This window comes from Amycolatopsis sp. La24, assembly GCF_029087445.1.
Lineage (GTDB): Bacteria > Actinomycetota > Actinomycetes > Mycobacteriales > Pseudonocardiaceae > Amycolatopsis > Amycolatopsis nivea.
This window is the reverse complement of the sequence record NZ_JARACH010000020.1, coordinates 44667-68006: the sequence shown is the minus strand read 5'-3', so window position 1 is coordinate 68006 and position 23340 is coordinate 44667. Positions and strand designations below refer to the sequence as shown.

Annotated in this window: 23 protein-coding genes; 17 read left to right on the top strand and 6 right to left on the bottom strand. The window is 70.0% G+C overall.

Annotation, left to right across the window (positions count from 1 at the left end; genetic code table 11):
- The first annotated feature begins 4 nt into the window (after nt 1-4).
- Nucleotides 5-385, top strand: coding sequence for a PPOX class F420-dependent oxidoreductase (locus PUT80_RS20335; RefSeq protein WP_037805805.1), 381 nt, complete (start codon nt 5-7; stop codon nt 383-385).
- Here PUT80_RS20335 and PUT80_RS20330 read toward each other — a convergent pair whose 3' ends face one another.
- The gene (locus PUT80_RS20330) at nt 386-1198 is read right to left on the bottom strand and encodes an SDR family NAD(P)-dependent oxidoreductase (RefSeq protein ID WP_275293133.1); all 813 of its coding nucleotides are present in this window, start codon (nt 1196-1198) and stop codon (nt 386-388) included. It abuts the gene before it with no gap.
- Nucleotides 1199-1288: 90 nt separating this feature from the next.
- Here PUT80_RS20330 and PUT80_RS20325 point away from each other — a divergent pair, with 90 nt between their 5' ends.
- Nucleotides 1289-1849, top strand: coding sequence for a TetR/AcrR family transcriptional regulator (locus tag PUT80_RS20325; protein WP_275293132.1), 561 nt, complete (start codon nt 1289-1291; stop codon nt 1847-1849).
- Here the strand turns inward: PUT80_RS20325 and PUT80_RS20320 are convergent, their stop codons facing one another.
- A complete protein-coding gene (locus PUT80_RS20320; RefSeq protein WP_037806565.1) occupies nt 1850-2773 on the bottom strand; it encodes a LysR substrate-binding domain-containing protein in 924 nt (307 codons plus the stop codon).
- Between the two features lie 83 nt (nt 2774-2856).
- On the opposite strand from PUT80_RS20320, the gene PUT80_RS20315 reads away from it, so the two are divergent.
- Genes PUT80_RS20315 through PUT80_RS20305 form a run of 3 tightly spaced genes read left to right on the top strand, consistent with a single transcriptional unit; the run spans nt 2857 to nt 6234 of the window.
- Nucleotides 2857-3564, top strand: a complete 708-nt coding sequence (locus PUT80_RS20315) for a succinate dehydrogenase cytochrome b subunit (RefSeq protein ID WP_107050837.1) — start codon at nt 2857-2859, stop codon at nt 3562-3564.
- Nucleotide 3565: 1 nt separating this feature from the next.
- On the top strand, nt 3566-5494 hold the full coding sequence (locus tag PUT80_RS20310; protein WP_275293131.1) for a fumarate reductase/succinate dehydrogenase flavoprotein subunit: 1929 nt from the start codon (nt 3566-3568) through the stop codon (nt 5492-5494).
- Nucleotides 5491-6234, top strand: a complete 744-nt coding sequence (locus PUT80_RS20305) for a succinate dehydrogenase/fumarate reductase iron-sulfur subunit (RefSeq protein ID WP_037805796.1) — start codon at nt 5491-5493, stop codon at nt 6232-6234. Before PUT80_RS20310 ends, PUT80_RS20305 begins: the two co-directional genes overlap by 4 nt.
- A 66-nt stretch (nt 6235-6300) precedes the next feature.
- On the opposite strand, the gene PUT80_RS20300 is transcribed toward PUT80_RS20305, so the two are convergent.
- A complete protein-coding gene (locus PUT80_RS20300) occupies nt 6301-7170 on the bottom strand; it encodes a PRC and DUF2382 domain-containing protein (RefSeq protein ID WP_037805795.1) in 870 nt (289 codons plus the stop codon).
- 462 nt (nt 7171-7632) lie between these two features.
- Between PUT80_RS20300 and erm the strand changes: the two genes are divergently transcribed.
- From erm to PUT80_RS20285, 3 genes are all read left to right on the top strand, one after another.
- Entirely contained in the window at nt 7633-8394 is a 762-nt protein-coding gene (erm, locus tag PUT80_RS20295) for a 23S ribosomal RNA methyltransferase Erm (RefSeq protein WP_275293130.1), read from the top strand.
- Between the two features lie 103 nt (nt 8395-8497).
- The gene (locus PUT80_RS20290; protein WP_275293129.1) at nt 8498-8752 is read left to right on the top strand and encodes an aldehyde dehydrogenase family protein; all 255 of its coding nucleotides are present in this window, start codon (nt 8498-8500) and stop codon (nt 8750-8752) included.
- A gap of 20 nt (nt 8753-8772) precedes the next feature.
- On the top strand, nt 8773-9957 hold the full coding sequence (locus PUT80_RS20285) for an aldehyde dehydrogenase family protein (RefSeq protein WP_275293128.1): 1185 nt from the start codon (nt 8773-8775) through the stop codon (nt 9955-9957).
- Here PUT80_RS20285 and PUT80_RS20280 read toward each other — a convergent pair.
- Nucleotides 9948-10556, bottom strand: coding sequence for a TetR/AcrR family transcriptional regulator (locus tag PUT80_RS20280; RefSeq protein ID WP_037805792.1), 609 nt, complete (start codon nt 10554-10556; stop codon nt 9948-9950). The two genes, PUT80_RS20285 and PUT80_RS20280, sit on opposite strands and share 10 nt — an antisense overlap.
- A gap of 99 nt (nt 10557-10655) precedes the next feature.
- Between PUT80_RS20280 and PUT80_RS20275 the strand changes: the two genes are divergently transcribed.
- Entirely contained in the window at nt 10656-12590 is a 1935-nt protein-coding gene (locus tag PUT80_RS20275; protein ID WP_275293127.1) for a primary-amine oxidase, read from the top strand.
- Between the two features lie 14 nt (nt 12591-12604).
- Nucleotides 12605-13516, top strand: a complete 912-nt coding sequence (locus PUT80_RS20270; RefSeq protein WP_275293126.1) for a LysR substrate-binding domain-containing protein — start codon at nt 12605-12607, stop codon at nt 13514-13516.
- Nucleotides 13517-13529: 13 nt separating this feature from the next.
- Here PUT80_RS20270 and PUT80_RS20265 read toward each other — a convergent pair whose 3' ends face one another.
- Complete coding sequence (locus PUT80_RS20265) at nt 13530-14123, bottom strand: TetR/AcrR family transcriptional regulator (protein ID WP_037805789.1); 594 nt, start codon at nt 14121-14123, stop codon at nt 13530-13532.
- A 64-nt stretch (nt 14124-14187) separates the two neighbouring features.
- Here PUT80_RS20265 and PUT80_RS20260 point away from each other — a divergent pair, with 64 nt between their 5' ends.
- On the top strand, nt 14188-15126 hold the full coding sequence (locus tag PUT80_RS20260; protein WP_275293125.1) for a beta-ketoacyl-ACP synthase III: 939 nt from the start codon (nt 14188-14190) through the stop codon (nt 15124-15126).
- A 49-nt stretch (nt 15127-15175) separates the two neighbouring features.
- On the opposite strand, the gene PUT80_RS20255 is transcribed toward PUT80_RS20260, so the two are convergent.
- Nucleotides 15176-16456 carry an NAD(P)/FAD-dependent oxidoreductase gene (locus PUT80_RS20255; RefSeq protein ID WP_275293124.1) on the bottom strand — a complete coding sequence of 427 codons (1281 nt, stop codon included), beginning with the start codon at nt 16454-16456 and terminating at the stop codon, nt 15176-15178.
- Nucleotides 16457-16682: 226 nt separating this feature from the next.
- Here PUT80_RS20255 and PUT80_RS20250 point away from each other — a divergent pair, with 226 nt between their 5' ends.
- From PUT80_RS20250 to PUT80_RS20225, 6 genes are all read left to right on the top strand, one after another.
- The gene (locus PUT80_RS20250; RefSeq protein WP_037805786.1) at nt 16683-17105 is read left to right on the top strand and encodes a RidA family protein; all 423 of its coding nucleotides are present in this window, start codon (nt 16683-16685) and stop codon (nt 17103-17105) included.
- Nucleotides 17102-17779, top strand: a complete 678-nt coding sequence (locus tag PUT80_RS20245) for a DUF1028 domain-containing protein (protein ID WP_275293123.1) — start codon at nt 17102-17104, stop codon at nt 17777-17779. The genes PUT80_RS20250 and PUT80_RS20245 overlap by 4 nt, the downstream gene beginning before the upstream one ends.
- Entirely contained in the window at nt 17779-18903 is a 1125-nt protein-coding gene (locus PUT80_RS20240; protein ID WP_275293122.1) for a M20 family metallopeptidase, read from the top strand. The genes PUT80_RS20245 and PUT80_RS20240 overlap by 1 nt, the downstream gene beginning before the upstream one ends.
- A gap of 25 nt (nt 18904-18928) precedes the next feature.
- Nucleotides 18929-20335 carry an aspartate ammonia-lyase gene (locus PUT80_RS20235; RefSeq protein ID WP_275293121.1) on the top strand — a complete coding sequence of 469 codons (1407 nt, stop codon included), beginning with the start codon at nt 18929-18931 and terminating at the stop codon, nt 20333-20335.
- Between the two features lie 154 nt (nt 20336-20489).
- A complete protein-coding gene (locus PUT80_RS20230) occupies nt 20490-21833 on the top strand; it encodes an MFS transporter (protein ID WP_275293120.1) in 1344 nt (447 codons plus the stop codon).
- Between the two features lie 31 nt (nt 21834-21864).
- Nucleotides 21865-23340, top strand: a complete 1476-nt coding sequence (locus PUT80_RS20225; protein WP_275293119.1) for an APC family permease — start codon at nt 21865-21867, stop codon at nt 23338-23340.

Genomic DNA, 23340 nt, shown 5'->3' with positions numbered 1-23340 from the left:
CCCCATGCTGAACCCCGAAGTCCGCCGCGTCCTCGACGGCACCCCGATCGCCCACCTCGCGACCGTGCTCCCGGACGGGTCGCCGCACGTCGTCCCGGTGTGGATCGGCACGCGCGGCGACCGGATCGTCTTCCTCACCGGCCCGGACAGCCGCAAGGCCCGCAACCTCCGCCGCGACCCCCGCGTGGCGATTTCCCTTACCCCGCCGGACAACCCGTTCGAGCCGATCATCATCCGCGGCCGGGTGGCCGAATGGATCGAGGGCGATCCGGCGTGGGAGATCGTCGACGAGGTGGCGAAGAAGTACATCGGACAGCCCTACACGCGCGAGCAGGTGCGCGTCGTGGGCCTGATCGAGCCGGAGACGCAGTCGGTGGGGATGTAGTCAGAAGGCGACCGACGCGGCCGTTTCCCGTTGCGACTCAAGGACGTTCAGCCGTTCAGTCAGTGCATTGTGGACGGCTTCGTAGGTGTCCGAGCCGAGGGAGAGGCGCAGCGGCGGGTCCGGCCGGAGGGTGGTCTCGTAGAGCAGCGCGGCGATCTTGGCCGGGTCGCCGGGGAGGTCGCTGTCGTCGAGGGATTCGAGGTATCGGCGGGTCCGGCCGACCGCGCTGTCGCGATAGGGAGCCGTTTCGGCGGTGTAGCGCAACGCGGACGCGAAGCCGGTCCGGGTCCCGCCGAGCTGTGCCAGCGTCAGGTGGACGCCGAACTCAGCCACCTCCCGGCTGACACTCTCGGTGTACCCCTCCAGACCCCACTTCCCCGCGTGGTACGCGCTGTGCGTCGGCGAGCCGATCTGCCCGCCCATGCTGGAGATCTGGAGGATCCGGCCGCCGCCCCGCTCGCGCATCGGGCCGAGGAACGCGCGGGTGATCAGGATCGGGGCGAGCAGCAGCACCTCGATCTGGTCCCGGATCTGCTCGGGCGCCATCTCCTCGGCCGCGCCCACGACGGCATAGCCCGCGTTGTTCACGACCACGTCCACCGGCCGCCGCCGCACCGTCCGCTCGACCGCAGCGGCGACGTCGGCCGGACGGGTCAGGTCGAGCTGCTCCACGGTGAGCCGCGGCGACTCCGGCAACGCGTCGGGCCGCCGGACCGTCGCGGTGACGTGCTCGCCGCGCCGGAGCGCCTCCTCGACCAGGTGGCGGCCCAGACCGCCGGAAGCGCCGGTGACGAACCAATGCCGTGCGGGCATGACGGGATCCTCCAGGGGTAAGGTCAACCGGAATGCGTTCCGGTTCACGCTATCCGGAATGCATTCCGGATAGCAACCCCGGAGGAACCGATGCCCGACGCCCCGCGCCGCCCCCGGCGAGACGCGCTCGAGAACCGCGCCCGACTCTTGGAAGTCGCCGCGAAGGCCTTCGCCGCAGAAGGCCTCGACGCGGCGCCGGCAGCGATCGCCAAACAGGCCGGGGTCGGCGTCGGCACGCTCTACCGGCACTTCCCGACCCGCGAAGCCCTGATCGACGCCGCCTACCGGCATCAGCTCGCGGTGGTCTGCGAACAGGCATCGACGCTCCTCGCGCAGCACCCGGCCGCGGAAGCGCTGCGGGAGTGGCTGACGCACTTCCTCGCCTACGTCAGCGCGAAGCACGGGATGTCCGAGGCGCTCAACGCGGTGATCGCGTCCGGCGTCGATCCTTACTCGGACAGCCGGAAGCTGCTCGTCGACGCTGTCAGCGAACTCCTCTCCGCAGGCGCCCAGGACGGCACGCTCCGGGACGACGTGCGCGCTGAGGATGTGCTGGTGCTGATCGGCGGGATCGCGTATTCCGCGCAGCACTGCGAAAAACCGCAAACGCAGCGGTTGATCGGCCTGGTGCTGGACTCGCTCGCCCGCTGATCACCGGCCAACGAGCGGACGCGTGCCAGGCGGCAACTGCGCCACCCCGCCGCCCAGGTACTGCACCACCGCCTCCTGCAGCGCCCGCACCGCGCGCGGCTGCTCGACATCCCGCCGATACGCCAGCCGCACCACCCGGCTGAGGCCGGGCGAGGTGAATTGCGTGCGGCGGAACCGGTCCCCGACCACGGTGCTCGGCACGACCGCCAAGCCCAGTCCGGCCTGGACCAGCTCCAGCACCGCGTCCATCTCGCCGCCTTCGATGGCGAACAGCGGGTCGAAACCCTCCGCGCGGCAGGCGGCCACGGTCGCCTCGCGCAGGTCGTAGCCCTGCCGGAACATCACCAGCGGCCGGTCCCGCAGCGCCGTGATCGGCATCCGGCCGCGCACCGGTGCGGGCGCGTCCTTCGGCGAGATCACCACCAGGTCCTCGACGAACAGCGCGCGGCTCTCCAGCCGGGAATCGTCATGCACGCGGCTGTCCACGATCATCGCCAGGTCCAGGCCGCCTTCCGACAGCGCGGTCTGCAGGTCCCGCGAGCCGCTTTCGTGCAGCACCAGCTCGATCCCGGGATAGTCCCGGCGGAACGCGGCGAGCATCGCGGGCAGCAGGCCGGTGCACAGGCTCGGCGTCGCGCCCAGCCGCACCCGGCCGCGGCCCAGTTCGTCCAGTTCCCGGATGGCCCGGTACGCCGTCTCGGTCTCGGCGAGGATCCGGCGCGCGATCGGCAGCAGCGTCTCCCCCGCCTCGGTGAGCGTGACGTTCCCGCGGATCCGGTGGAACAGTCCCGCGCCGACATCCCGCTCCAGCGCGCGAATCTGCTGCGACAGTGAGGGCTGCGCCACACGCATCTGTTCCGCGGCGCGCGTGAAATGCCGCGTCTCGGCCACTGCCAGGAAATACGCCAGCTGCTGGAACTGCATGACCGCCATCATAGGTGCTGCCTATCCTGTCGAGAGAAATCATGTGTTTGCCCTCTCGTCAGCGCCGACTTACCGTCGGTTCCGTGGCACTCGCACCCGCTCCGCCCCGCCGTCGCCCGGCGCTCGTGACGTTCTGGCGTTCGACGATCGGCAAGAAAGTCGTCATGGCCGTCACCGGCCTGATCTTCGTCGCGTTCCTGTTCGTGCACATGGCCGGGAACCTCAAGGTTTTCCTGGGACCGCAGCATTTCGACGACTACGCCGCCTGGCTGCGCACCATCGGCGAACCGGTGCTGCAGAACGCCTGGTACCTCTCGATCCAGCGGGTCGTGCTGCTGATCGCGTTGGTGCTGCACGTGGTCGCGGCGGTGCAACTGTCCAAACGGGACCGGCAAGCGCGTCCGGTCAAGTACGCGCACGGACAGCGGCGCAAGGCCAGTTTCGCGACGCACACCATGCGCTGGGGCGGCGCGACGCTCGCGCTCTACATCGTGTGGCACATCCTGGACCTCACCGTCGGCGTGGCCAACCAGGACTTCCGCGACGGCCAGCCTTACCACAACATCGTCGCGGACTTCCAGGTCTGGTGGGTCAACCTGATCTACATCGTCGCGCTGCTGATGCTCGGCCTGCACATCAACCACGGCTTCTGGAGCGCGGCGCAAACGCTGGGCATCACCAGCAAAACCCGCGACCGGGCGCTCAAAACCGTCGGGTCCGTCCTCGCCGTCGTGATCACCGGCGGCTTCCTGATCGTGCCGATCGCCGTGATGGCGGGATGGGTGGCCTGACATGAGCGACTACACGCTCGGCGAGCCGATCGCCGACACGCAAGCACCGGACGGCCCGATCGAGGACCGCTGGGACAGCCGCCGCTTCGGCGCGAAGCTGGTCAACCCGGCCAACCGGCGGCGGCACCGGGTGATCGTGGTGGGCACCGGTCTCGCGGGCGCGTCCGCGGGAGCGACACTCGCCGAACAGGGCTACCACGTGGTCCAGTTCTGCTTCCAGGACTCGCCGCGGCGCGCGCACTCGGTGGCCGCGCAGGGCGGGATCAACGCGGCGAAGAACTACCGCAACGACGGCGATTCGGTCTACCGGCTCTTCTACGACACGGTGAAGGGCGGCGACTTCCGGTCCCGGGAGTCCAATGTGTACCGGCTGGCGCAGGTGTCCACGCAGATCATCGACCAGGCGGTGGCCCAGGGCGTGCCGTTCGCCCGGGAGTACGGCGGGCTGCTCGACACCCGCTCGTTCGGCGGCGTCCAGGTGCAGCGCACGTTCTACGCCCGCGGCCAGACCGGGCAGCAACTGCTGCTCGGCGCGTACCAGGCGCTGGCGCGGCAGATCGACGCCGGCGGCGTGGAGATGCACCCGCGGACGGAGATGCTGGACCTCGTCGTGTCCGAGGGGAAGGCACGCGGGATCGTCGCGCGCGACCTGGTCACCGGTGAGGTGACCACGCATCTCGCGGACGCCGTCGTGCTCGCGACCGGCGGCTACGGCAACGTCTTCTACTTGTCCACCAACGCGAAAGGCTCCAACGCCACCGCGATCTGGCGGGCGCACAAGCGCGGCGCGTACTTCGCGAACCCGTGCTTCACGCAGATTCACCCGACCTGCATCCCGCGTTCGGGCGAACATCAGTCGAAGCTGACGCTGATGAGCGAGTCGCTGCGCAACGACGGCCGGATCTGGGTGCCGAAGCAGCCGCAGGACCCGCGTCCGCCGCAGGAGATCCAGGAGTCCGAACGGGACTACTACCTGGAGCGGATGTACCCGAGCTTCGGCAACCTGGTGCCGCGCGACATCGCCTCGCGGGCCGCGAAGAACGTCTGCGACGCCGGGTTCGGCGTCGGTCCCGGCGGGCTCGGCGTGTACCTGGACTTCGCGGACGCGATCGAGCGGATGGGCCGCCCGGCGGTGGAAGCCAAGTACGGCAACCTGTTCGACATGTACGAGCGGATCACCGCGGAGAACCCGTACGAGGTCCCGATGCGGATCTACCCGGCGATCCACTACACGATGGGCGGGCTGTGGGTCGACTACGACCTGCAGAGCACGGTGCCCGGCCTGTTCGTGATCGGCGAGGCCAACTTCTCCGACCACGGCGCGAACCGGCTCGGCGCGTCCGCGCTGATGCAGGGTCTCGCCGACGGCTACTTCGTGCTCCCGGCCACGCTCAACGACTACATCGCCCGCGGCAGCTTCCCCGCGCTCGACCCTGCCGATCCGGCAGTCGCGCAAGCGGAAACCGCGGTGCGCGACCGGCTGGAACGGCTGCTGTCGGTGCGCGGCACCCGGAGCGTCGACTCGTTCCACCGCGAACTGGGCCACCTGATGTGGGACCACTGCGGGATGTCCCGGTCCGCCGAAGGGTTGCGGAAAGCGCTCGACCGCATTCCGGAGCTGCGCGCCGAATTCTGGCGGGACGTCCGCGTCCCGGGCACCGGAGCGGAACTGAACCAGGAACTCGAGAAGGCCGGCCGCGTCGCCGATTTCCTCGAACTCGCCGAATTGCTGCTGCTCGACGCACTGGTGCGCGAGGAATCGTGCGGCGGCCATTTCCGCGAGGAACACCAGACCGAAGACGGCGAGGCGCAACGCGACGACGAGCGGTTCTCGTACGTCTCGGCCTGGGAGCACGGCGAAAAGCCGGTGCTGCACCAGGAAATCCTGAACTTCGAGCACGTCCACCCCACCCAGCGGAGCTACACGTGAAACTCACCCTGCGGGTCTGGCGCCAGTCCGGCCCGGACGACGACGGCAGGCTGGTCGACTACCCGGTCGACGACGCCAGCCCGGACATGTCGTTCCTGGAACTTCTCGACGTCCTCAACCAGCACCTCATCGAGGACGGCGCCGAGCCGATCGCGTTCGACCACGACTGCCGCGAGGGCATCTGCGGCTCGTGCGGCGTCGTGATCAACGGCCGGGCGCACGGCCCGGAACGCACCACGACCTGCCAGCTGCACCTGCGCTCGTTCCGCGACGGCGACGTGCTGGACGTGGAACCGTGGCGCGCCAAGGGTTTCCCGGTGATCAAGGACCTGGTGGTCGACCGGTCGGCATTCGACCGGATCATCGAGGCGGGCGGCTACGTCACCGCCCCGACCGGCAGCGCACCGGAAGCGCACGCGACGCCGGTGCCGAAGCCGGACGCGGACCTCGCCTTCGACAACGCCACCTGCATCGGCTGCGGCGCGTGCGTCGCGGCCTGCCCGAACGGGTCGGCGATGCTGTTCACCTCAGCGAAGGTGGCGCACCTGAACTCGCTGCCGCAGGGCCAGCCGGAACGCGCTCAGCGCGTGCTCGACATGGTGGAAACCATGGACGCGGCGGACTTCGGCGGGTGCACGAACACCGGCGAATGCGTCGCCTCCTGCCCCAAAGGCATCCCGCTGACCAGCATCGCGAACCTCAACCGCGAATTCCTGAAAGCCAGCCGCTCACGACGGTAGCCGGACGCGCGCGGCCGTCTCCCGTCCGGAACGGCTCCGGCGGGAGACAGCCGCGGCGCGGGCAGGTCAGGACTTCCTGCCCCGCTTGGTGTCGTCGTCGATGTCGATCCGCTCCTTGCGGACCTTGCCCTGGACGGTCTGCTCCTCGGTGACCTGCTCGGTGCCCAGGCGCACCCGCTCCACCGGCACGGTTTCCTTCTGCACCACCGGTTTCTCGGCGTGCAGCACGACGTCCTGCTCAGCCTCGCCGATCTCGGTCCGGCCCGCCGCCTTGGCGTCGGTGATCGGCTCGCGCTCGACGCGGACCTCCTCGTGCGTGACTGGCACGGTCACCTGCTCGTCCTCGGTCACCACGTACTTGCGCAGCCGGACGTGGCCGGTTTCGACCTGTTCGGTGCCGACCCGCAGGTGTTCCTCGGACCGCACCACGTCGCCGGCGCCGGACGCGTCGTGCCGTCCGCCCTTGGCTGCGTGCTCAGCGGTCGGGCGTCCCTTGGCCTGGGCGGTGTCCCGGCCGGTCGGCCGCGTCGTGCCTGCGACGCCGCCTGCCGCACCGCCAGCCGCGCCACCGGCTGCCGCGTCGCGGCCGCGGTCACGCATGTTCTCGCCGTTCCCGGCGCGCGGAGCGGGCAGGCCGTAGTACTTGTACAGCTCGACGCTTTCCTTTTCGGAGAGATGGCCCTCGGCGTCGATGCGCGGCGCGTCGGACACCTGGTCCTTCGCGACCTGGACGTGCAGGCCGTCGCTCTCCATGTCCGCGCCCGAGAGCGGCACGAAGCTCTCCTTCTGGCCGAACAGCCCGGTTTTCACCGTCACCCACTCCGGCCGCCTGGTGTCGTCGGCGAGATAAACCGTGCCCACCTTGCCGATCTTGCTGCCGGAATTGTCCATCACGGTGCTGTCGACGAGGTCCTGCGGCTGCATTGCGCGTACCATGGATCCACTCCATTTCCCGAATCGGAATTTCTCCTCCGCGTCCCACTCTCCGGCTGGTCACAGCCCCGCGCAAGCGTCATACCCCTCAGCCGAGCGACCCCGTTTCGTGTCAGTTTGCGGACCGGAATCAGCGGGTACTTCCGTCGTAAGAGGACCGTTCTCACGGGCGCGGCGGAATGGGCGCGAATTGTTCGCCCACCAGGGAAATAATAGCCGCCGCCGAATTCCGGAAGAGGCACGCGGCCCGCGGGGATTCGCCTGCGCGAAAACCGGATGCGACCCGCCGGGCCGGTCGGCTAGGCTTCCGACCCATGGGTGCCTTTTTCTCCGCCTGCGCGTTGACTCGCCTGCGCAACGCCTGAGCGCCGGACGCACACCGCTCCGTCGCGCTCTCCCGTTGTCCGTCCGGGCTGCCTGTCTTGGCGCCCGGGTCGCTTCCTCATGCGCGGAGTACACACCCCGATGTCTGCCCGACCCTTCGGCGGACGGCACGAGCTCGGCCAGAACTTCCTGGCCGACCCCGCCGTCATCGCCGCTGTCTGCACTGCCGCCGCCCGCACCACCGGCCCCCTCGTGGAACTCGCCGCGGGCGACGGCGCGCTGACCGTCCCGCTCAGCCGCACCGGCCGTCCGCTGACCGCGGTCGAACTCGATCCTCGCCGTGCCCGCCGCCTCGCCCGGCGCACCGGCGACCACGTCGAGGTCGTCCACGGCGACCTGCTCCGGCACCGGTTGCCCGACGTTCCGCACACCGTCGTCGGCAACCTTCCCTTCCACCTCACCACCGCGGCCCTGCGCCGGCTGTTCCGGCAGCCGCACTGGGAACTCGCGGTGCTGCTGGTGCAATGGGAAGTCGCCCGCCGCCGGGCCGGGATCGGCGGCGCCTCCCAGATGACCGCCGCCTGGTGGCCGTGGTTCGAGTTCGCCGTCCCCGCCCGGGTCCCGGCGCACGCGTTCCGTCCTCGCCCGGCCGTGGACGGCGGGATCCTCGTGATCACCCGCCGCCCGGAACCGCTCGTCACCGGCCAGGCGGAGTACCAGGAGTTCGTCCGCGAAGTCTTCACCGGACGCGGCCGCGGGCTCGGCGGGATCCTGCCCCGCACCGGCCGCCTCAGCGTCCGGGCGGCACGGACTTGGCTTGCGCGGCAACGGCTGTCGCCGCAAACACTCCCTCGCGACCTGACCGCCGGGCAATGGGCGTCGCTGTGGGAGCTGGCGCGGTGAGCCTGCATCGATTGACCCGATGCAGGGCAGCGAAAAGCTCTGCTTTCCCGCACCCCGGGGAGCTGGCGATAGTGAACGGAAGCGACGAAAGGCGGTTCCGGGAATGAACCACGGCGACTGGGTGCACGAGGCCGCGCGACTGCGGCCCCGCACAGCGGCCTTTGTGGACGGTGACTGGCTCGAAGCCAAGTCCGGCAAGACTTTCGCCGACGTCAACCCCGCCACCGGGCACCCAGTCGCGCACGTGGCCGAATGCGGCCGGAACGAGATCGACGCCGCGGTCGCCGCCGCGCGACGCGCGTTCGAGGACGGCCGCTGGTCCGGCTCGCGGCGGCCGAGCGCAAGAAACGGCTGCTGAGGCTGGCCGAGCTGATCACGGTGCACGGACCGGAACTGGCGCTCTGCGACGCCCTGGACGTCGGCCGTCCGATTTCGGACACGTTCGGCCAGGACGTGCCCGCGACCGCCGAATGCTTCGCCTGGTACGCCGAAGCGCTCGACAAGCGCTACGACGAGGTCGCGCCCACCCCTCCGGGCAATTTCGCGGCGATCCGGCGGGTGCCGCTCGGAGTGGTGGGCGCGGTCGTGCCGTGGAACTTCCCGCTCGACATCGCCGGGTGGAAGCTCGCCCCAGCGCTGGCAGCGGGCAACAGCGTCGTCCTCAAGCCCGCTGAACAGTCGCCGCTGTCCGCGCTGCGGCTGGGAGAATTGGCCGCGGAGGCGGGAATTCCGGACGGGGTGCTCAACGTCGTGCCCGGCTTCGGCGAGACCGCGGGGCAGGCGCTGGGACGGCATCCGGACGTCGACGTCCTCGCCTTCACCGGATCGACGCCGGTCGGCGGGCTGTTCCTGCGCTACGCCGGGGAGTCGAACCTCAAACAGGTCTGGCTCGAATGCGGCGGCAAGAGCCCGGTCGTGGTGTTCGCCGACGCCGACCTCGACGCCGCGGCGGACCTGGTCGCATTCGGGTTCTGCGCGAACTCCGGCCAGGTCTGTTCGGCCACGACCCGCCTGCTCGTCGAGGCATCGGCGGCGGACGAATTCCTCGCCCGTCTGCGGGAAAAGGTCGGCGAGTGGGTGCCCGGGGATCCGCTGGACCCGGCCACGAAACTGGGTCCGATGATCGACGAGAACGCCGCGGCGCGGGTGCTGGCTGCCGTCGAGGCAAGCAGCGGAACCGTCCTCGCGGGCGGCACGCGTCGCGGCGCGTTCCTGGACCCGACCGTCGTCACCGGCCTGGCCGCCGACGATCCGCTGGTCACCGACGAGTTGTTCGGGCCGGTGCTCGCCACGCTCCCGTTCGAGACCGAAGCCGAAGCGATCCGCCTCGCCAACGACACCCCGTACGGCCTCGCCGCGTCCGTCTGGACCCGCGACCTCGCCCGCGCGCACCGCGTCTCCGACGGAATCCACGCCGGGACCGTCTCGGTGAACACAGTGGACGCGCTCAGCACCGCGACCCCGTTCGGCGGCTTCAAGCAGTCCGGCTTCGGCCGCGACCTCTCCCTGCGCTCATTCGACAAGTACACCGGCCTCAAGACGGTCTGGACGGCCTACGCCTGACCGAGGTCGCGTCCGGTTTCCGCAGCCAGGTACCCGAGCAGCAACTCGCGTGTCCTGGCTGCGGACAGGCTGGTGTTGCGCCCGGCGAGATGCAGGCCGTAAGCGTCTTCCAGTGCCACCGCATTCGCCGCGATGTCCGCCGCGGGCGACCGCAACTGGAACGCCCCGGTGTCCTGACCATGGGCGAGCGCGGCCGAGTACAGCGACACCTCGCGGTCCCACAACGCTGTCATCAACACCGCGTGCGCCGGGTTGCGCGCCGCGTGGACGTGCATTTCGTACAGCACTCGGCTCAGCGGATCGCCCTCCCCCGCCGGGAGCCCCGCGTCGACCAGCCGCACCAGCCGCCGGACGGGATCGTCCTCGGCTTCCGCGGCGCGCGCTCGCGCCCAGTAGAACCGGTCGACCGCGTCGCGGTGCAGTTCGAACAGCAGGTCGTCGAGGTCCGGGTAGTAGTAGCTGACCGAGCCTGCCGACAGCCCGGCCTCCTCGGCGACGTCGCGCACGCGGAGCCCGGCCAGCCCCCGCGTCCGGATCGCGCGGGCGGCCGCCGCCACCAGCTCGTCGCGCCGCTTCGCCTGGTCCTTGGGTCGTGCCACGTCCAGGATTATTGATGACGTGCATCGAAAAACCCAGTACCGGTTCCGGAGAACCCACCCGGTAAGGGCCTTGCCTCCCGGACCGGCAGCGCGCATTCTTTGCGACAGACCGCAAAGAATGAGGAGACGCGCATGGCCCACCCCCTCTCGCGCCTGACCGAAGACGAGGTCGCCCGCAACCGCGCGCTGCTGGCCGGAGCCGGGATCGCGACCGAGAGCACCCGGTTCGCGCTCGTCTCGCTGCTGGAACCGGCGAAAGCGGCCGTGCTGGCCTGGCAGCCGGGCGACCCGGTCGACCGCCGCGTCCGTTCGCTGCTGCTCGACCGGCGGACCGGCGCGGTGCGCGAAACGGTCGTGTCGCTGACCAGCGGCGAGGTCGTGGCCGACCGGGCGGTGGACGTCGTCGCCGAGGGGCAGCCGCCGATCCTGCACGAGGAGTTCGACCTGGTCGAGGAGATCCTCTGGAAGGACGAGGCGTGGAACGCGGCGATGCGCCGCCGCGGCATCGACGAACCCCGTTCGGTCCGGATCTCCGCCCTGAGCGCCGGATGCTTCGACATCCCCGGCGAGACCGGGCTGCGGCTCGTGCGCTGCCTGGCGTTCCTGCAGCTCAACAAGGACGACAACCTCTGGGCCCACCCGATCGACGGCGTCGTCGCCTACGGCGACCTGATCGCCGGCCGCGTGCACGACCTCATCGACGACGGCCCGGCCGACATCCCGCGCACCGCCTACGACTACCACCTCGACGGACCGGTCCGCGACACGCAGAAACCCATCGTGATCACCCAGCCCGAGGGGCCGAGCTTCACTGTCGACGGCGACGTCGTCACGTGGGAGAAGTGGCAGTTCCGGATCGGCTTCAACGCGGTCGAAGGCCTTACCCTGCACCAAATCGGCTTCCAGGACGGCGACCGGCTGCGTCCGGTCGTCTACCGCGCTTCGGTCGCCGAGATGGTCGTGCCGTACGGGGATCCGAGCCCGGTCCGGTTCTGGCAGAACTACTTCGACGCAGGCGAGTACTCGCTGGGCAAGGAAGCCAACTCGCTGACGCTTGGCTGCGATTGCCTCGGCGAGATCCGCTACTTCGACGCCGTCCTGCACGACGACGACGGCCATCCGCACACCATCGCGAACGCGATCTGCATGCACGAGGAAGACGCGGGCGTGCTGTGGAAGCACACTGACCACTACAACGGCAGTGTTTCCACCCGCCGGCAGCGTCGGCTCGTCATCTCGTTCTTCGTGACGGTCGGCAATTACGACTACGGCTTCTACTGGTACCTCTACCTCGACGGCACGATCGAACTCGAGTGCAAGGCCACCGGGATCGTCTTCACCTCAGCCTTCCCCGCCGACGACGACTACCCGTGGGCCTCCGAAATCGCCCCCGGCATCGGCGCGCCGTTCCACCAGCACCTGTTCTCCGCGCGGCTGGACATGATGGTCGACGGCCTCACGAACGCCGTCGACGAAATCGACGCGCAACGCGTCCCGATCGGCCCGGGCAATCCGCACGGCAACGCTTTCACCCGGAAGATCACCAGGCTGGCCAAGGAATCCGAGGCCGCCCGGCTCGCCGACGGCAACCTCGGCCGCACCTGGCGAATCAGCAATCCCGAGTCTCGCAACGCCCTCGGCAAGCCCGTCGGGTACACGCTGCATCCCGAAGGCCAGCCGCCGTTGCTGGCCGACGACGCATCCTCGATCGCCCGCCGCGCCGCCTTCACCCGCAAGCACCTCTGGGTCACCGCGTATGCCGAGGACGAACGCTTCCCGGCGGGCGAGTACGTCAACCAGAACGACGGCAACACCGGCATCGACACCTGGATCCAGGCCGACCGCGACCTCGACGGCGCCGACCTCGTCGTGTGGCACACCTTCGGGCTCACCCACTACCCGCGCACCGAGGACTGGCCGATCATGCCTGTCGACCACACCGGGTTCACGCTCAAGCCCAGCGGATTCTTCGACGTCAACCCCGCGCTGGACACGCCCGCGCCGAAACCGCAGCATCCCGGCTGCTGCCACTGAGGCAGGATGTCGGCATGAGCGAGCCTTCCTTCACCCTCGTGCAGCTGCGCTATTTCGAGGCGGCGGCGCGGCACCTGAGCATGACTGCCGCATCGAAGGAGCTGATGGTTTCGCAGTCGGCCGTTTCGACGGCGATCGCGCAGCTGGAGAAGGAAATGGGCGTGCAGTTCCTGCTGCGACACCACGCCCGCGGGCTCAGCCTGACCACCGCCGGCGAGGAGTTCTACAAGCGGGTGCTGGATTTCCTGGCGCACGGCGCGGAGCTGGTCGAAACCGCGCGGCAGTCCGGCACCGACCTGGTCGGCACGCTCACCGTAGGCTGCTTCACCACGCTCGCACCGTTCCGCCTGCCGAGCCTGCTGGCCGAGTTCGAAACCCGGCATCCGCGCGTGCACGTGTCCCTGCGCGAGGGCGAGCACAAGGCGCTCAAGGCCGCGTTGCGAGCGGGCGAGACCGAGCTGGCGATGCTGTACGGCTACGACCTCGACGACGACATCGACCGCGAGGTGGTCGGCACCGCCGCGCCGTACGCGCTCGTCTCCGAGGACCACCGGCTCGCCCGGCGGAAGAACCGCAAGGTGTCGCTGCACGAGCTGGCGGAGGAGCCGATGGTGCTGCTCGACCTGCCGCACAGCCGGGAGTACCTGCAGTCGATCCTGAGCAACGCCGGGGTGGCGCCGCGGGTTCGGCACCGGACGAGCGGATACGAGACAGTGCGGGCGCTGGTGGCTTCCGGGCACGGCTTCGCGTTGCTCAACCAGCGCCCACCTGCTGACACGACTTACGCGGGGGCGAGCGTGGTGCCGCTCGCGCTGACGGACGATGTTCCGTCGCTGGAGATCGTGCTCGCGACGATGCGCGGGGTTCGGCTGACCCGGCGGGCGCAGGAATTCCGGGAGCTGTGCCGCGCGCAGTACTCCTCCTGAGCGAACATCCGCGTCAAAGCAGCCGCTCCAACGCCCGACGCGCGCGAGCCGCAGCCTGCACATCGCCGTGCAGCTGCCGGAAATGGTTCAGCGCCAGCATGATCGCGACGATCTCGTAGAGCAGCTGGTCGATGTCCGTGTCCGGCGGCAATTCCCCGAGGCTCACCGCGCGCCAGATGTTGACCCGCAGCTCCCGCTGCCAGAACGCGCTCATCCGGACGACGGCGTCGCGCACCGGTCCTTCGCGGCCGTCGAACTCGGCCGCCGCGGCGGTGAAGAAGCAGCCGCCGGGCAGCAGGTCGCGTTCCAGGTAGGAGATCCAGGCCTCCCCCGCCGCCCGGAGGTAGGGCAGGCCGCGCGGGACGCCGCGGGCGCGTTCAGGCACCTCGCGGACGAACAGCTCGGCGGCGGCGTCGATCACGGCCAGCTGCAGGCTCTCTTTGGTGCCGAAATGCCCGATCACGCCCGCCTTGCTCATCCCCAGCTCGGCGGCGAGCCGCCCGATGGTCAGCCCCTCCAGGCCTTCGGCGGAGGCGAGCACCAGGCCGAGGTCGAGGATGCGCTGCCGGGTGTGGCGGGTCTCGGCGGCGGTCTTCCGGGGACTCATGAAACCACTATAGATTACGAACGATCGGTCGCTATATTGAGCCGGACCCCGTGAGGAGACCCAGATGCCCGCTTCCCGCATCACCGCGCTCGGCCACCACCAGCCCGCCCGCGTGCTGACCAACGCCGACCTCGAAGACATGGTCGACACGACCGACGAATGGATCCGCCGCCGCACCGGCATCGCCACCCGGCACATCGCGGACGGCTCGGTCGCCGACCTGGCCGCCGAAGCCGCCGCGAAGGCGCTCGCCGGGGCCGGGCTCGAACCCGGCGAGATCGGCCTGGTCGTGGTCGCCACCTGCAGCGCGATCGACCGCTGCCCGTCGATCGCCGCCCAGGTCGCGGGCCGTCTCGGCATCCCGGCCGCGGTCTGTTTCGACCTCAACAACGGCTGCGCCGGCTTCTGCACCGCGCTCGCCACCGCGGACCACGCCGTCCAAGCCGGCGCGGCCCGGCACGCGCTGGTCATCGGCGCGGAGAAGATGTCGGACATCACCGACTGGACCGACCGCAGCACCTGCGTCCTCCTCGGTGACGGAGCGGGTGCCGCAATCCTCAGCACGGCCGACGCTCCGGCGGTCGGCCCGGTCGTCTGGGGCTCCGACCCGACGCGCCGGCAGCTGGTCCGGCTCGTGGACGAATGGCAGCCCGCGTTCGCCCAGGACGGCCAGTCGGTGTTTCGCTGGGCGACCCAGGAACTGCCCGCCGTCGCGGCGGAAGCCTGCGCTCGCGCGGGCATCGCCACCACCGACCTCGCCGGAGTCGTCACCCATCAGGCGAATCTGCGGATCATCGAGGCACTGACCGCCCGGCTCGAACTGCGCGAGGACGTGGTGATCGGCCGTGACGTGGTGGATTCCGGCAACACGTCGGCGGCGTCCGTCCCACTCGCACTGTCCAAAATGGTCTCGCGCGGCGAGCTGCCGTCCGGCGGGCCGGTGCTGCTGTTCGCCTTCGGCGGCGGGCTCTCCTGGGCCGGACAGGTCGTGACGTGTCCGTGAAGGACCTGGGCCCGGCGAAAACGGTCCAGGTCAGCGTCCGGCACCGCATTCATTCGCGGGCGCCGGACCGCAGCCTGGCCGCCGTCGAGGGCTGGCTCTGATACCCGCGCTGAATCGCCACGTGATCCGCCACGAACTTCGCGTCGTGCCAGACGCCCCAGATGAAACTCGACCCGCGCCGCGCCAGCCACGGCAAGCCGATGAAGTACACGCCCGGCTCCACCGACACTCCGCGACGGTGCTTCGGCCGCCCGTTCTCGTCGAAGGCGTCCACCTGCAGCCAGCTGTAGTCGACGGCGAACCCCGTGGCCCAGACGATCGAGGTCACCCCGGCCGCGGCCAGATCCAGTTCCAGCAGCGGATCGGTGACGCACGCCGGGTCCGGGCCCAGGTCGCGGGCGGACGGTTCCTCGGGCAGGTCGAGCCCGTTGCGAGCCACGTAGGCGTCGGCTTCGTCAAGCAGGGCAAGGTAATTCTCGTCTCCCGCCGCGATGTTCTTCGCCAGGTCGGTCGCGAAGCTGAGCTTGCCGCCGACGTACGCGCCGGTCATCCCGACGAGCGTGATGCCGAGCCCGGCCAGCGCGCGGAAGTCCACGGTGTGCCCGCCGCGCGCGCCGCTCACCGCGATGGTGACGTGTTCCGCTCCGGCGGGCGGCGTCTCGGCGTCCCACTTGCCCAGAACGCCCAGCCACCAGCAGAAGTCGCGGTCGCGGTAGCTGCGCGGCGGCCGGTCGTGCGGGCCGACCGACAGGTACACCTCGCGTCCGGACCGGCGAAGTTCCTCGGCGATCTGCACGCCTGACGAACCCGCGCCGACCACCAAGACCGCGCCTTCGGGAAGCTGCCCGGGGTTCCGGTACCCGCTGGAATGCAGCTGCACCGGCCCGGCGTCGGCGGGGACGATCGGCGGGATCACCGGACGCTGGAACGGGCCCGTCGCGGCGATGACGTACCGGGCGTCGAGGGCGCCGTCCGAGGTTTCGACGCGGAATCCGGGCCTGCCCTCGTGCCGCCGCACGGACGTCACCTCGACCCCGGTGCGGACCGGAGCGGCGATTTTTTCCGCGTACGCCTCGAAATAGTTCGCGACCTGCTCCTTCGACGCGAACTCGCCGGGGGCCACGTCGGGGAATTCCAGGCCGGGGAACCGGTCGTGCCACGCCGGGCCGTTCGCGACGAGCGAGTCCCACCGTTCCGAGCGCCAGCGTTCGGCGATCCGGTTCCGTTCCAGGACGACGTGCGGCACGCCGCACTCGCTCAGGTGCTCGCTCATCGCCAGGCCGGCCTGTCCCCCGCCCACGACGAGGGCCTCCACCTGTTCGCTCGACATCCCAGACCTCCGCTCCGGCTCCGGCGCGGTTCAGCGCCGTCTCCCCGGATCCTCACGGCCCGCACTGCCCGTGTCCAACAGATGTTTCCGGCACTCAAGATCTGTTTTCCCGATGCAGAGTGCATCGATCCAACCGATGCATTGGTCCGGAAACATCTACTGGACAGAACCTCGGCGGCGCGGTCAGGCTGAGGCGTCCGACGACCGCCGCACGGAAGGCCCCGCAGTGACTGTCCACCGTCGCATCCGCCCGTTCAACACGCGGGACACCTACCCGGAGCAGAACCTCGACAACGACCTGTGCCAGGCCGTCGTCGCCAACGGCACGGTCTACGTGCGCGGCCAGATCGGGCAGGACCTCGACACGAGCGAATCGGTCGGGATCGGCGACGTCGCCGCGCAGGCCGAACAGGCGATGGCGAACATCAAGATGCTGCTCGAAGAAGCGGGCAGCCGGATGGAGCATCTGGTCAAGCTCACCATCTACCTGGTCGACCCGCGCTACCGCGAGGCGGTCTACCGCACCGTCGGCCGCTGGACCAAGGGCGTGCACCCGATCTCGACCGGCGTGGTCGTGTCCGCGCTCGCCCGGCCGGAGTGGCTGTGCGAGATCGACGCCATCGCGGTGATCCCGGAGGAGGAGAAGTGACCTTTTCGATCGTCGCCCGCGACACGTCCGGCGGCACCGTCCGGTTCGGCATCGCGGCCAGCTCGTCCAGTCCGGCGGTCGTCGCCCGGGTCGCGCACTTGCGCCCGGGCCTCGGCGCGGCGGCCTCGCAGAACATCACCGACCCGCGGCTCGGCGGACGCCTGCTGGACCGGCTCGCCGAGCACGGCGACCCGGAGAAGGCGCTGGCCGAGGTCACGACGGCGGCGGAGCACATCGAGTACCGGCAGTTGACCGTGCTCGGCCAGACCGGGCCCGGTTTCGCCTACAGCGGCTCGGAAACCCTCGGCACGCACGCGTCGGCGACAGCGGACGGCGTGGTGGTGGCGGGCAACATGCTGGCGGGCGACGACATTCCGCAGTCCATGGTGGACGCTTTCGCCGACGCCACGGGCGAGCTGGAACAGCGGCTCGTCGCCGCGATGCGGGCCGGGCTCGCGGCGGGCGGCGAGGAAGGCCCGGTTCGGTCGGCCGGGCTGGTCGTGGTGTCCGCGGCGGACTGGCCGGTCACCGATCTGCGCGTGGACTGGGCGGACGAGCCGATCGAGCAGCTCGCCGAACTCCTCGACGTCTGGCTCCCTCAGCGCGACGACTACGTCACCCGCGGCCTGAACCCCGCGGCCGCGCCGTCTTACGGCGTGCCGGGAGACGAGTGATGGCCACGCCCAAAGCGGCCGCCCGCACCGTGGTCGAGCGGCACGCCGACGAGCTGATCCAGCTGTCCGAGCGTCTGCACGCGGACCCGGAAACCGCGTGGGAAGAGCATCGCGCGGCCGCCGCGGTGCCGGAACTGCTCGACCGGGCCGGGTTCGCGGTCACGGCGAAGTACCTCGGTCTGGACACCGCGTTCCACGCCAGCTTCGGCTCCGGGCCCAAGCGGATCGCGCTGTGCGCCGAGTACGACGCCCTGCCCGGCCTGGGCCACGCGTGCGGGCACAACCTCATCGCGGCCAGCTCAATCGGGGCCGCGCTGGGGCTCGCCCAAGTCGCCGACGACCTCGGGATCACCGTCGAGGTCTACGGAACCCCGGCTGAGGAGGGCGGTGGCGGGAAGATCGAGCTGCTGGAGCGCGGCGCTTTCGCGGGGGTCGACCTCGCGATGATGGTGCACCCGGCACCGGTCGACGTCGCCGAAGCGCGGCCGTTCGCCGTCAGCCACTCGAAGATTTCCTACACCGGCAAGTCCGCGCACGCGGCCGCGTATCCCGAAGCCGGGGTCAACGCCGCCGACGCGTTCACCGTCGCCCAGGTCGCGATCGGGCTTCTGCGGCAACAACTTCCCGCCTCGGCACGCGTGCACGGGATCGTGACGCACGCCGGGGACGCCCCCAACGCGATCCCCGAGCACGCGTCCGGCCGGTGGTACGTGCGAGCCGAGACGCTGGCGGAACTGTCCGAATTGGAGCCACGCGTCATGCGGGCTTTCGAAGCCGGGGCACTCGCCACCGGTTGCGAGCTGAGCGTCGAGCCGGAAAGCAAGCCGTACGCCGAATTCCGCGCCGATGAACCGGCTTTGGCCGCCTACCGCGCCAACGCCCTCGAACTCGGCCGCGAGTTCGCGCCGGACGGCACGGCGTCGCGGATGAACCGCGCGTCCACCGACATGGGCAACGTCTCGCAGGTCGTGCCCGCGATTCATCCCTACATCGGCATCGGGTCGCTGCCCGCGATCAACCACCAGCGCGAATTCGCCGCGCACTGCGTCGGCGGCACCGCGGAGCGCGCCCTGCTCGACGGTGCTATCGCGCTGGCGTGGACCGGCGTCGACCGCACCCTCTGAACCTCCTGCACCGGGAAGGACACCGATGTCCAGCACCCGCTCCGAGCACGACATGCTCGGCGAAATCAGCGTGCCCGGCGACGTCTACTACGGCGCGCACACCGCCCGTGCGCTGGTCAACTTCCCCATCACCGGCGAAACCCTCGCCGACCGGCCGCATCTCGTCGCCGCGCTCGCCACCGTCAAGGAGGCCGCCGCGCGCGCCAACGCGGAGGTCGGCGCCCTCTCGCCGGAGCGCGCCGCGGCGATCGGGCAGGCGTGCGCGGAAATCCGGGGCGGTCGGCTGCACGACCAGTTCGTCGTCGACCTCATCCAGGGCGGCGCCGGGACGTCGACGAACATGAACGCCAACGAGGTCATCGCCAACCGCGCCCTGGAACTGCTCGGCCACGCCCGCGGCGAGTACACCGAGCTGCATCCGCTCGACCACGTCAACCTCGGCCAGAGCACCAACGACGTCTACCCCACCGCGGTCAAACTCGCCCTCGACCGGCATCTCGCCGAACTGCTCGCCGCGCTCGCCGGGCTGCGGGAAGCGTTCGCGGACAAGGCGATCGAGTTCGCCGACGTCCTCAAGATGGGCCGCACCCAGCTGCAGGACGCCGTACCGATGACGCTCGGCCAGGAGTTCGGCGCGTTCGCCGCCACGCTCGGCGAGGACGAACAGCGGCTCGCCGAAGCCCGGTTGCTGCTGCACGAGCTGAACCTCGGCGGCACCGCGATCGGCACCGGCCTCAACGCGCGTCCCGGGTACCGCGAGCGGGCTGTCGCGCATCTGCGCGAGCTGACCGGCATCGCGACGCTCGTCTCCGCGCCCGACCTGATCGAGGCGACCCAGGACGTCGGCGTGTTCGTGCAGCTGTCCGGCGTGCTGAAACGCGTGGCGGTCAAAATGTCCAAGATCTGCAACGATCTCCGGTTGCTCTCGTCCGGGCCGCAGGCCGGGTTCGGCGAGATCGCACTGCCCGCCCGGCAGGCCGGGTCCTCGATCATGCCGGGCAAGGTCAACCCCGTCGTCCCGGAGACGGTCAACCAGATCGCCTTCGAAATCATCGGCCACGACGTGACGATCACGCTCGCTGCCGAAGGCGGGCAGCTCCAGCTCAACGCCTTCGAACCGGTCATCGCGCGAGCGCTGACCGCCGGGCTCGACCACCTCACTGCCGGTGCCCGGGTGCTCGCCGAACACTGCGTACGCGGCATCACCGCGCGCCGAGAGCACCTCGCCGACCTCGTCGCCACCTCGACCGGATTGGTTACCGCGCTGAGCCCGGCGCTCGGCTACGAAACCGCGTGCGGGCTCGCCCTGGAAGCGCACCAAACCGGGCGTCCGGCTTTGGAACTGGTGCGGGAACGGCGGTTGCTGACCGACGACCAGGTGGGCGCGCTGATCACCCCGCAGGCGCTCACCGGCGGGCCGTCCCGCACGTGAACACGGTGTTTCGCCGCCGTCAGACCCTCGTATCGGCACAGCTCAGCGCTTCTGCATAACTCGAACCGATGCATTGCTTTGCTTATTACTTCTTGTTAGATGCCGTGGGCCGCTCTTAGCGTCCTCCCGGAGAACCGGTCCAAGGAGGCCATTCATGACCGCATCCGACGCCTCTCCGGCGCCCGACCTCGCCGAACAGAGCGCCGATCCCGCGACGCTGCGCCGCAGTGTCGCGGCCGGTGCCGTCGGCGTCTTCGTGCACTGGTTCGACTGGGCCGCCTACGCCTACCTCGCCGGCACCATCGCCTCGGTGTTCTTCCCGGCGGGCAACTCGACCGCGGGCCTGCTCGCGGTGTTCGGCGTCTTCGCGGTGTCGTTCGGCATCCGGCCGGTCGGCGCGCTGATCTTCGGGCCGCTGGGCGACAAGATCGGCCGCAAGCGCACGCTGTCCGTGGTCATCTTCGTGATGTCCGGGGCCACGCTCGTGATCGGCCTGCTGCCGGGCTACTCGACGATCGGCATCGCGGCCCCGATCCTGCTGGTGCTGCTGCGCCTGCTGCAGGGCCTCGCCGCGGGCGGCGAATTCGGCAGCGCGGCCAGCTTCCTGGCCGAGTACGCGCCGCGGCGGCGTCGCGGTTTCGGCGTCAGCTGGCTCGAAGTCGGTTCGCTGCTGGGCTTCCTCGCCGGTTCGTTCGTGTTCCTGCTGCTGTCGATCGGACTGACGAACGCGCAGCTGGCGTCGTGGGGCTGGCGCGTCCCGTTCCTGATCGCCGCGCCGCTGGGCATCATCGGGTTCGTCATCCGCAGCAAGATCGAGGACACGCCCGAGTACCGCGCCCTCGAAGCGACCGACAACGTGCCCCGCAGCCCGGTCCGGGAACTGTTCCGCCACAACAAGAAGCAGCTGCTCCAGGCGGCCGGGCTGATGACGATGATGCACGTGCCGTTCTACGCCGTGCTCACCTACCTGGTCACCTACGAGACCGACTACCTCGGCCATTCGTCCGGCAGCGCGGCGGCACTGTCCACGGTGATCTCGCTCGTCGGGCTGGTCCTCGTGCCGTTCTTCGGCCGCCTTTCCGACCGGGTCGGGCGACGGCCGGTCCTGATCGGCGCGGGCTCGGCGCTGTTCGTCTTCGCGATCCCCGCGTACCTGCTGATGCGCACCGGCCTCGTCGGCACCTGGATCGGCGGGCTCGCCCTCGGCGCGATCCTGGCGGCGATCCTCGGCACCTACGCGGTGTGGTCGGCGGAGATCTTCCCGACCCGCACCCGGCAAAGCGGACTGTCCATCGCGTACAACATCACCGCCGCGCTGTTCGCCGGCACCGTGCCGTACCTGATGACCGTCCTGATTTCCGCGACCGGCAGCACGCTCGTGCCCGGCCCGTACCTGATGGCCGCCGCGGCGGTCGGTCTCGTCGCCGCGTTCTCGATGCGCGAGACCGCCGGAACCCCGTTGCTGCACAAGGAAGACCTGGAGAACACCGAAGCCTGACTCCCCCTCGATTCACCAAAGGCGGTGAAGCGTGTCCGAACCCACCTTCGTCAACAGCGAATCCGGAAACCTGCGCCGGAATCTGCGCCGGATCGACTCGATCTTCCTCGCGATCGCGGCCATCATCTCGGTGGACACCATCGGCCAGATCGCGACCTCGGGGGCGGAGGCGGTCACCTGGACCGCCGTGCTCCTCGTGCTGTTCCTGTTCCCGTACGGCCTGGTCATGGCCGAACTCGGGAGCGCGTTCCCGGCGGAGGGCGGGCCGTTCGTCTGGCTGCGCCTCGCGTTCGGGAAGCTGCCCGCCGCGCTCGGCACGCTGCTGTACTGGATCACCAACCCGGTGTGGCTCGGCGGATCGATCACCTTCCTCGCGGCGGCGACCTGGCAGCAGTACCTCGTCCCGGCCTCGCCGGGCGGGTTCGCGGACTACGCGTTCAAGCTGGTTTTCATCTGGCTGGCGATCCTCGGCGCGGTGGTCAGCCTGCGGTACGGCAAGTGGTTCATCGCCGCTGGGGCCTTGCTGAAGGTCGGACTCGTGGTGCTTTTCGCCGTCACCGCGGCGATCTACGCGGCGCGCAACGGCGTCCACGGCTCGCTGGCCTTCTCCCCCACCATCGGCGGATTCCTCGCCGTGGTCCCGGTTCTGATGTTCGCCCTCGTCGGCTTCGAAGCGCCCAACGGCGCCGCGGAGGAGATGCACAACCCACGGCGCGATGTCCCGATCACGGTCGGCGTTTCCGGTCTCGTGTCGGCGTTGTGCTACCTGGTGCCGGTTTTCGGGATCGTGCTGGTGATGCCGCCGGACAAGATCAACGGGCTCGGCGGGTTCCTCGACGCGGTGCGCCAGGTGTTCTCCGTCTACGGCGGCGCTGCGGACGGGATGCTGACGCTCGCCGCCGTCGTGTTCATTTTCGTCCTGCTCAACCAGGGCTGCTCGTGGATGATCGCCTCGGACCGCATCCAGGCGATGGCCGCCGTCGACGGCGCGTTCCCGCGGTGGTTCGGGGCGTTCCATCCGAAGCTCAACACACCGTTGCGGGTCAACCTGCTCTCCGGCGTGGTCGCGACCGCGTTCACGGTGGTGGCGACGATCGTGCAGAGCAGTTCGGCCTCGGCGGTGTTCGCGGTGGTGCTCAACATCGCGGTGAGCACGCTGCTGCTGTCGTACCTGCTGATCTTCCCGACGATCCTGGTGCTGCGGCGGAAATACCCCGCGGCGGACCGCCCGTTCCGGGTTCCCGGCGGACGGATCGGGCTGTGGGTCAGCTCGGTGCTGATCTACGCGTGGATCCTGCTGGGCGCGTGGCAGACGGTGGTGCCCGGGGTGCTGGACCGCGCGCTCGGGGTCCCCTACGACTTCGAGGGCACCTGGGGCGTGTCGCGGCTGACCTTCGAGCTGTTCACCGCCGGAACGCTGGCGGTGCTGATCGGGTTCGGATTCGTCGGCTACCTCGTCGCCCGCAGGCAACCCGCGCCGGTCGCGGAAGTCCCGCAACCGGCGTAG

Excerpts from the sequence above, each read along its gene's own strand:
- PUT80_RS20335 (WP_037805805.1), top strand. The coding sequence starts at position 5 with ATGCTGAACCCCGAAGTCCGCCGCGTCCTCGACGGCACCCCGATCGCC.
- PUT80_RS20330 (WP_275293133.1), bottom strand. The coding sequence starts at position 1,198 with ATGCCCGCACGGCATTGGTTCGTCACCGGCGCTTCCGGCGGTCTGGGC.
- PUT80_RS20325 (WP_275293132.1), top strand. The coding sequence starts at position 1,289 with ATGCCCGACGCCCCGCGCCGCCCCCGGCGAGACGCGCTCGAGAACCGC.
- PUT80_RS20320 (WP_037806565.1), bottom strand. The coding sequence starts at position 2,773 with ATGCAGTTCCAGCAGCTGGCGTATTTCCTGGCAGTGGCCGAGACGCGG.
- PUT80_RS20310 (WP_275293131.1), top strand. The coding sequence starts at position 3,566 with ATGAGCGACTACACGCTCGGCGAGCCGATCGCCGACACGCAAGCACCG.
- PUT80_RS20300 (WP_037805795.1), bottom strand. The coding sequence starts at position 7,170 with ATGGTACGCGCAATGCAGCCGCAGGACCTCGTCGACAGCACCGTGATG.
- erm (WP_275293130.1), top strand. The coding sequence starts at position 7,633 with ATGTCTGCCCGACCCTTCGGCGGACGGCACGAGCTCGGCCAGAACTTC.
- PUT80_RS20290 (WP_275293129.1), top strand. The coding sequence starts at position 8,498 with ATGAACCACGGCGACTGGGTGCACGAGGCCGCGCGACTGCGGCCCCGC.
- PUT80_RS20270 (WP_275293126.1), top strand. The coding sequence starts at position 12,605 with ATGAGCGAGCCTTCCTTCACCCTCGTGCAGCTGCGCTATTTCGAGGCG.
- PUT80_RS20265 (WP_037805789.1), bottom strand. The coding sequence starts at position 14,123 with ATGAGTCCCCGGAAGACCGCCGCCGAGACCCGCCACACCCGGCAGCGC.
- PUT80_RS20260 (WP_275293125.1), top strand. The coding sequence starts at position 14,188 with ATGCCCGCTTCCCGCATCACCGCGCTCGGCCACCACCAGCCCGCCCGC.
- PUT80_RS20255 (WP_275293124.1), bottom strand. The coding sequence starts at position 16,456 with ATGTCGAGCGAACAGGTGGAGGCCCTCGTCGTGGGCGGGGGACAGGCC.
- PUT80_RS20240 (WP_275293122.1), top strand. The coding sequence starts at position 17,779 with ATGGCCACGCCCAAAGCGGCCGCCCGCACCGTGGTCGAGCGGCACGCC.
- PUT80_RS20235 (WP_275293121.1), top strand. The coding sequence starts at position 18,929 with ATGTCCAGCACCCGCTCCGAGCACGACATGCTCGGCGAAATCAGCGTG.
- PUT80_RS20230 (WP_275293120.1), top strand. The coding sequence starts at position 20,490 with ATGACCGCATCCGACGCCTCTCCGGCGCCCGACCTCGCCGAACAGAGC.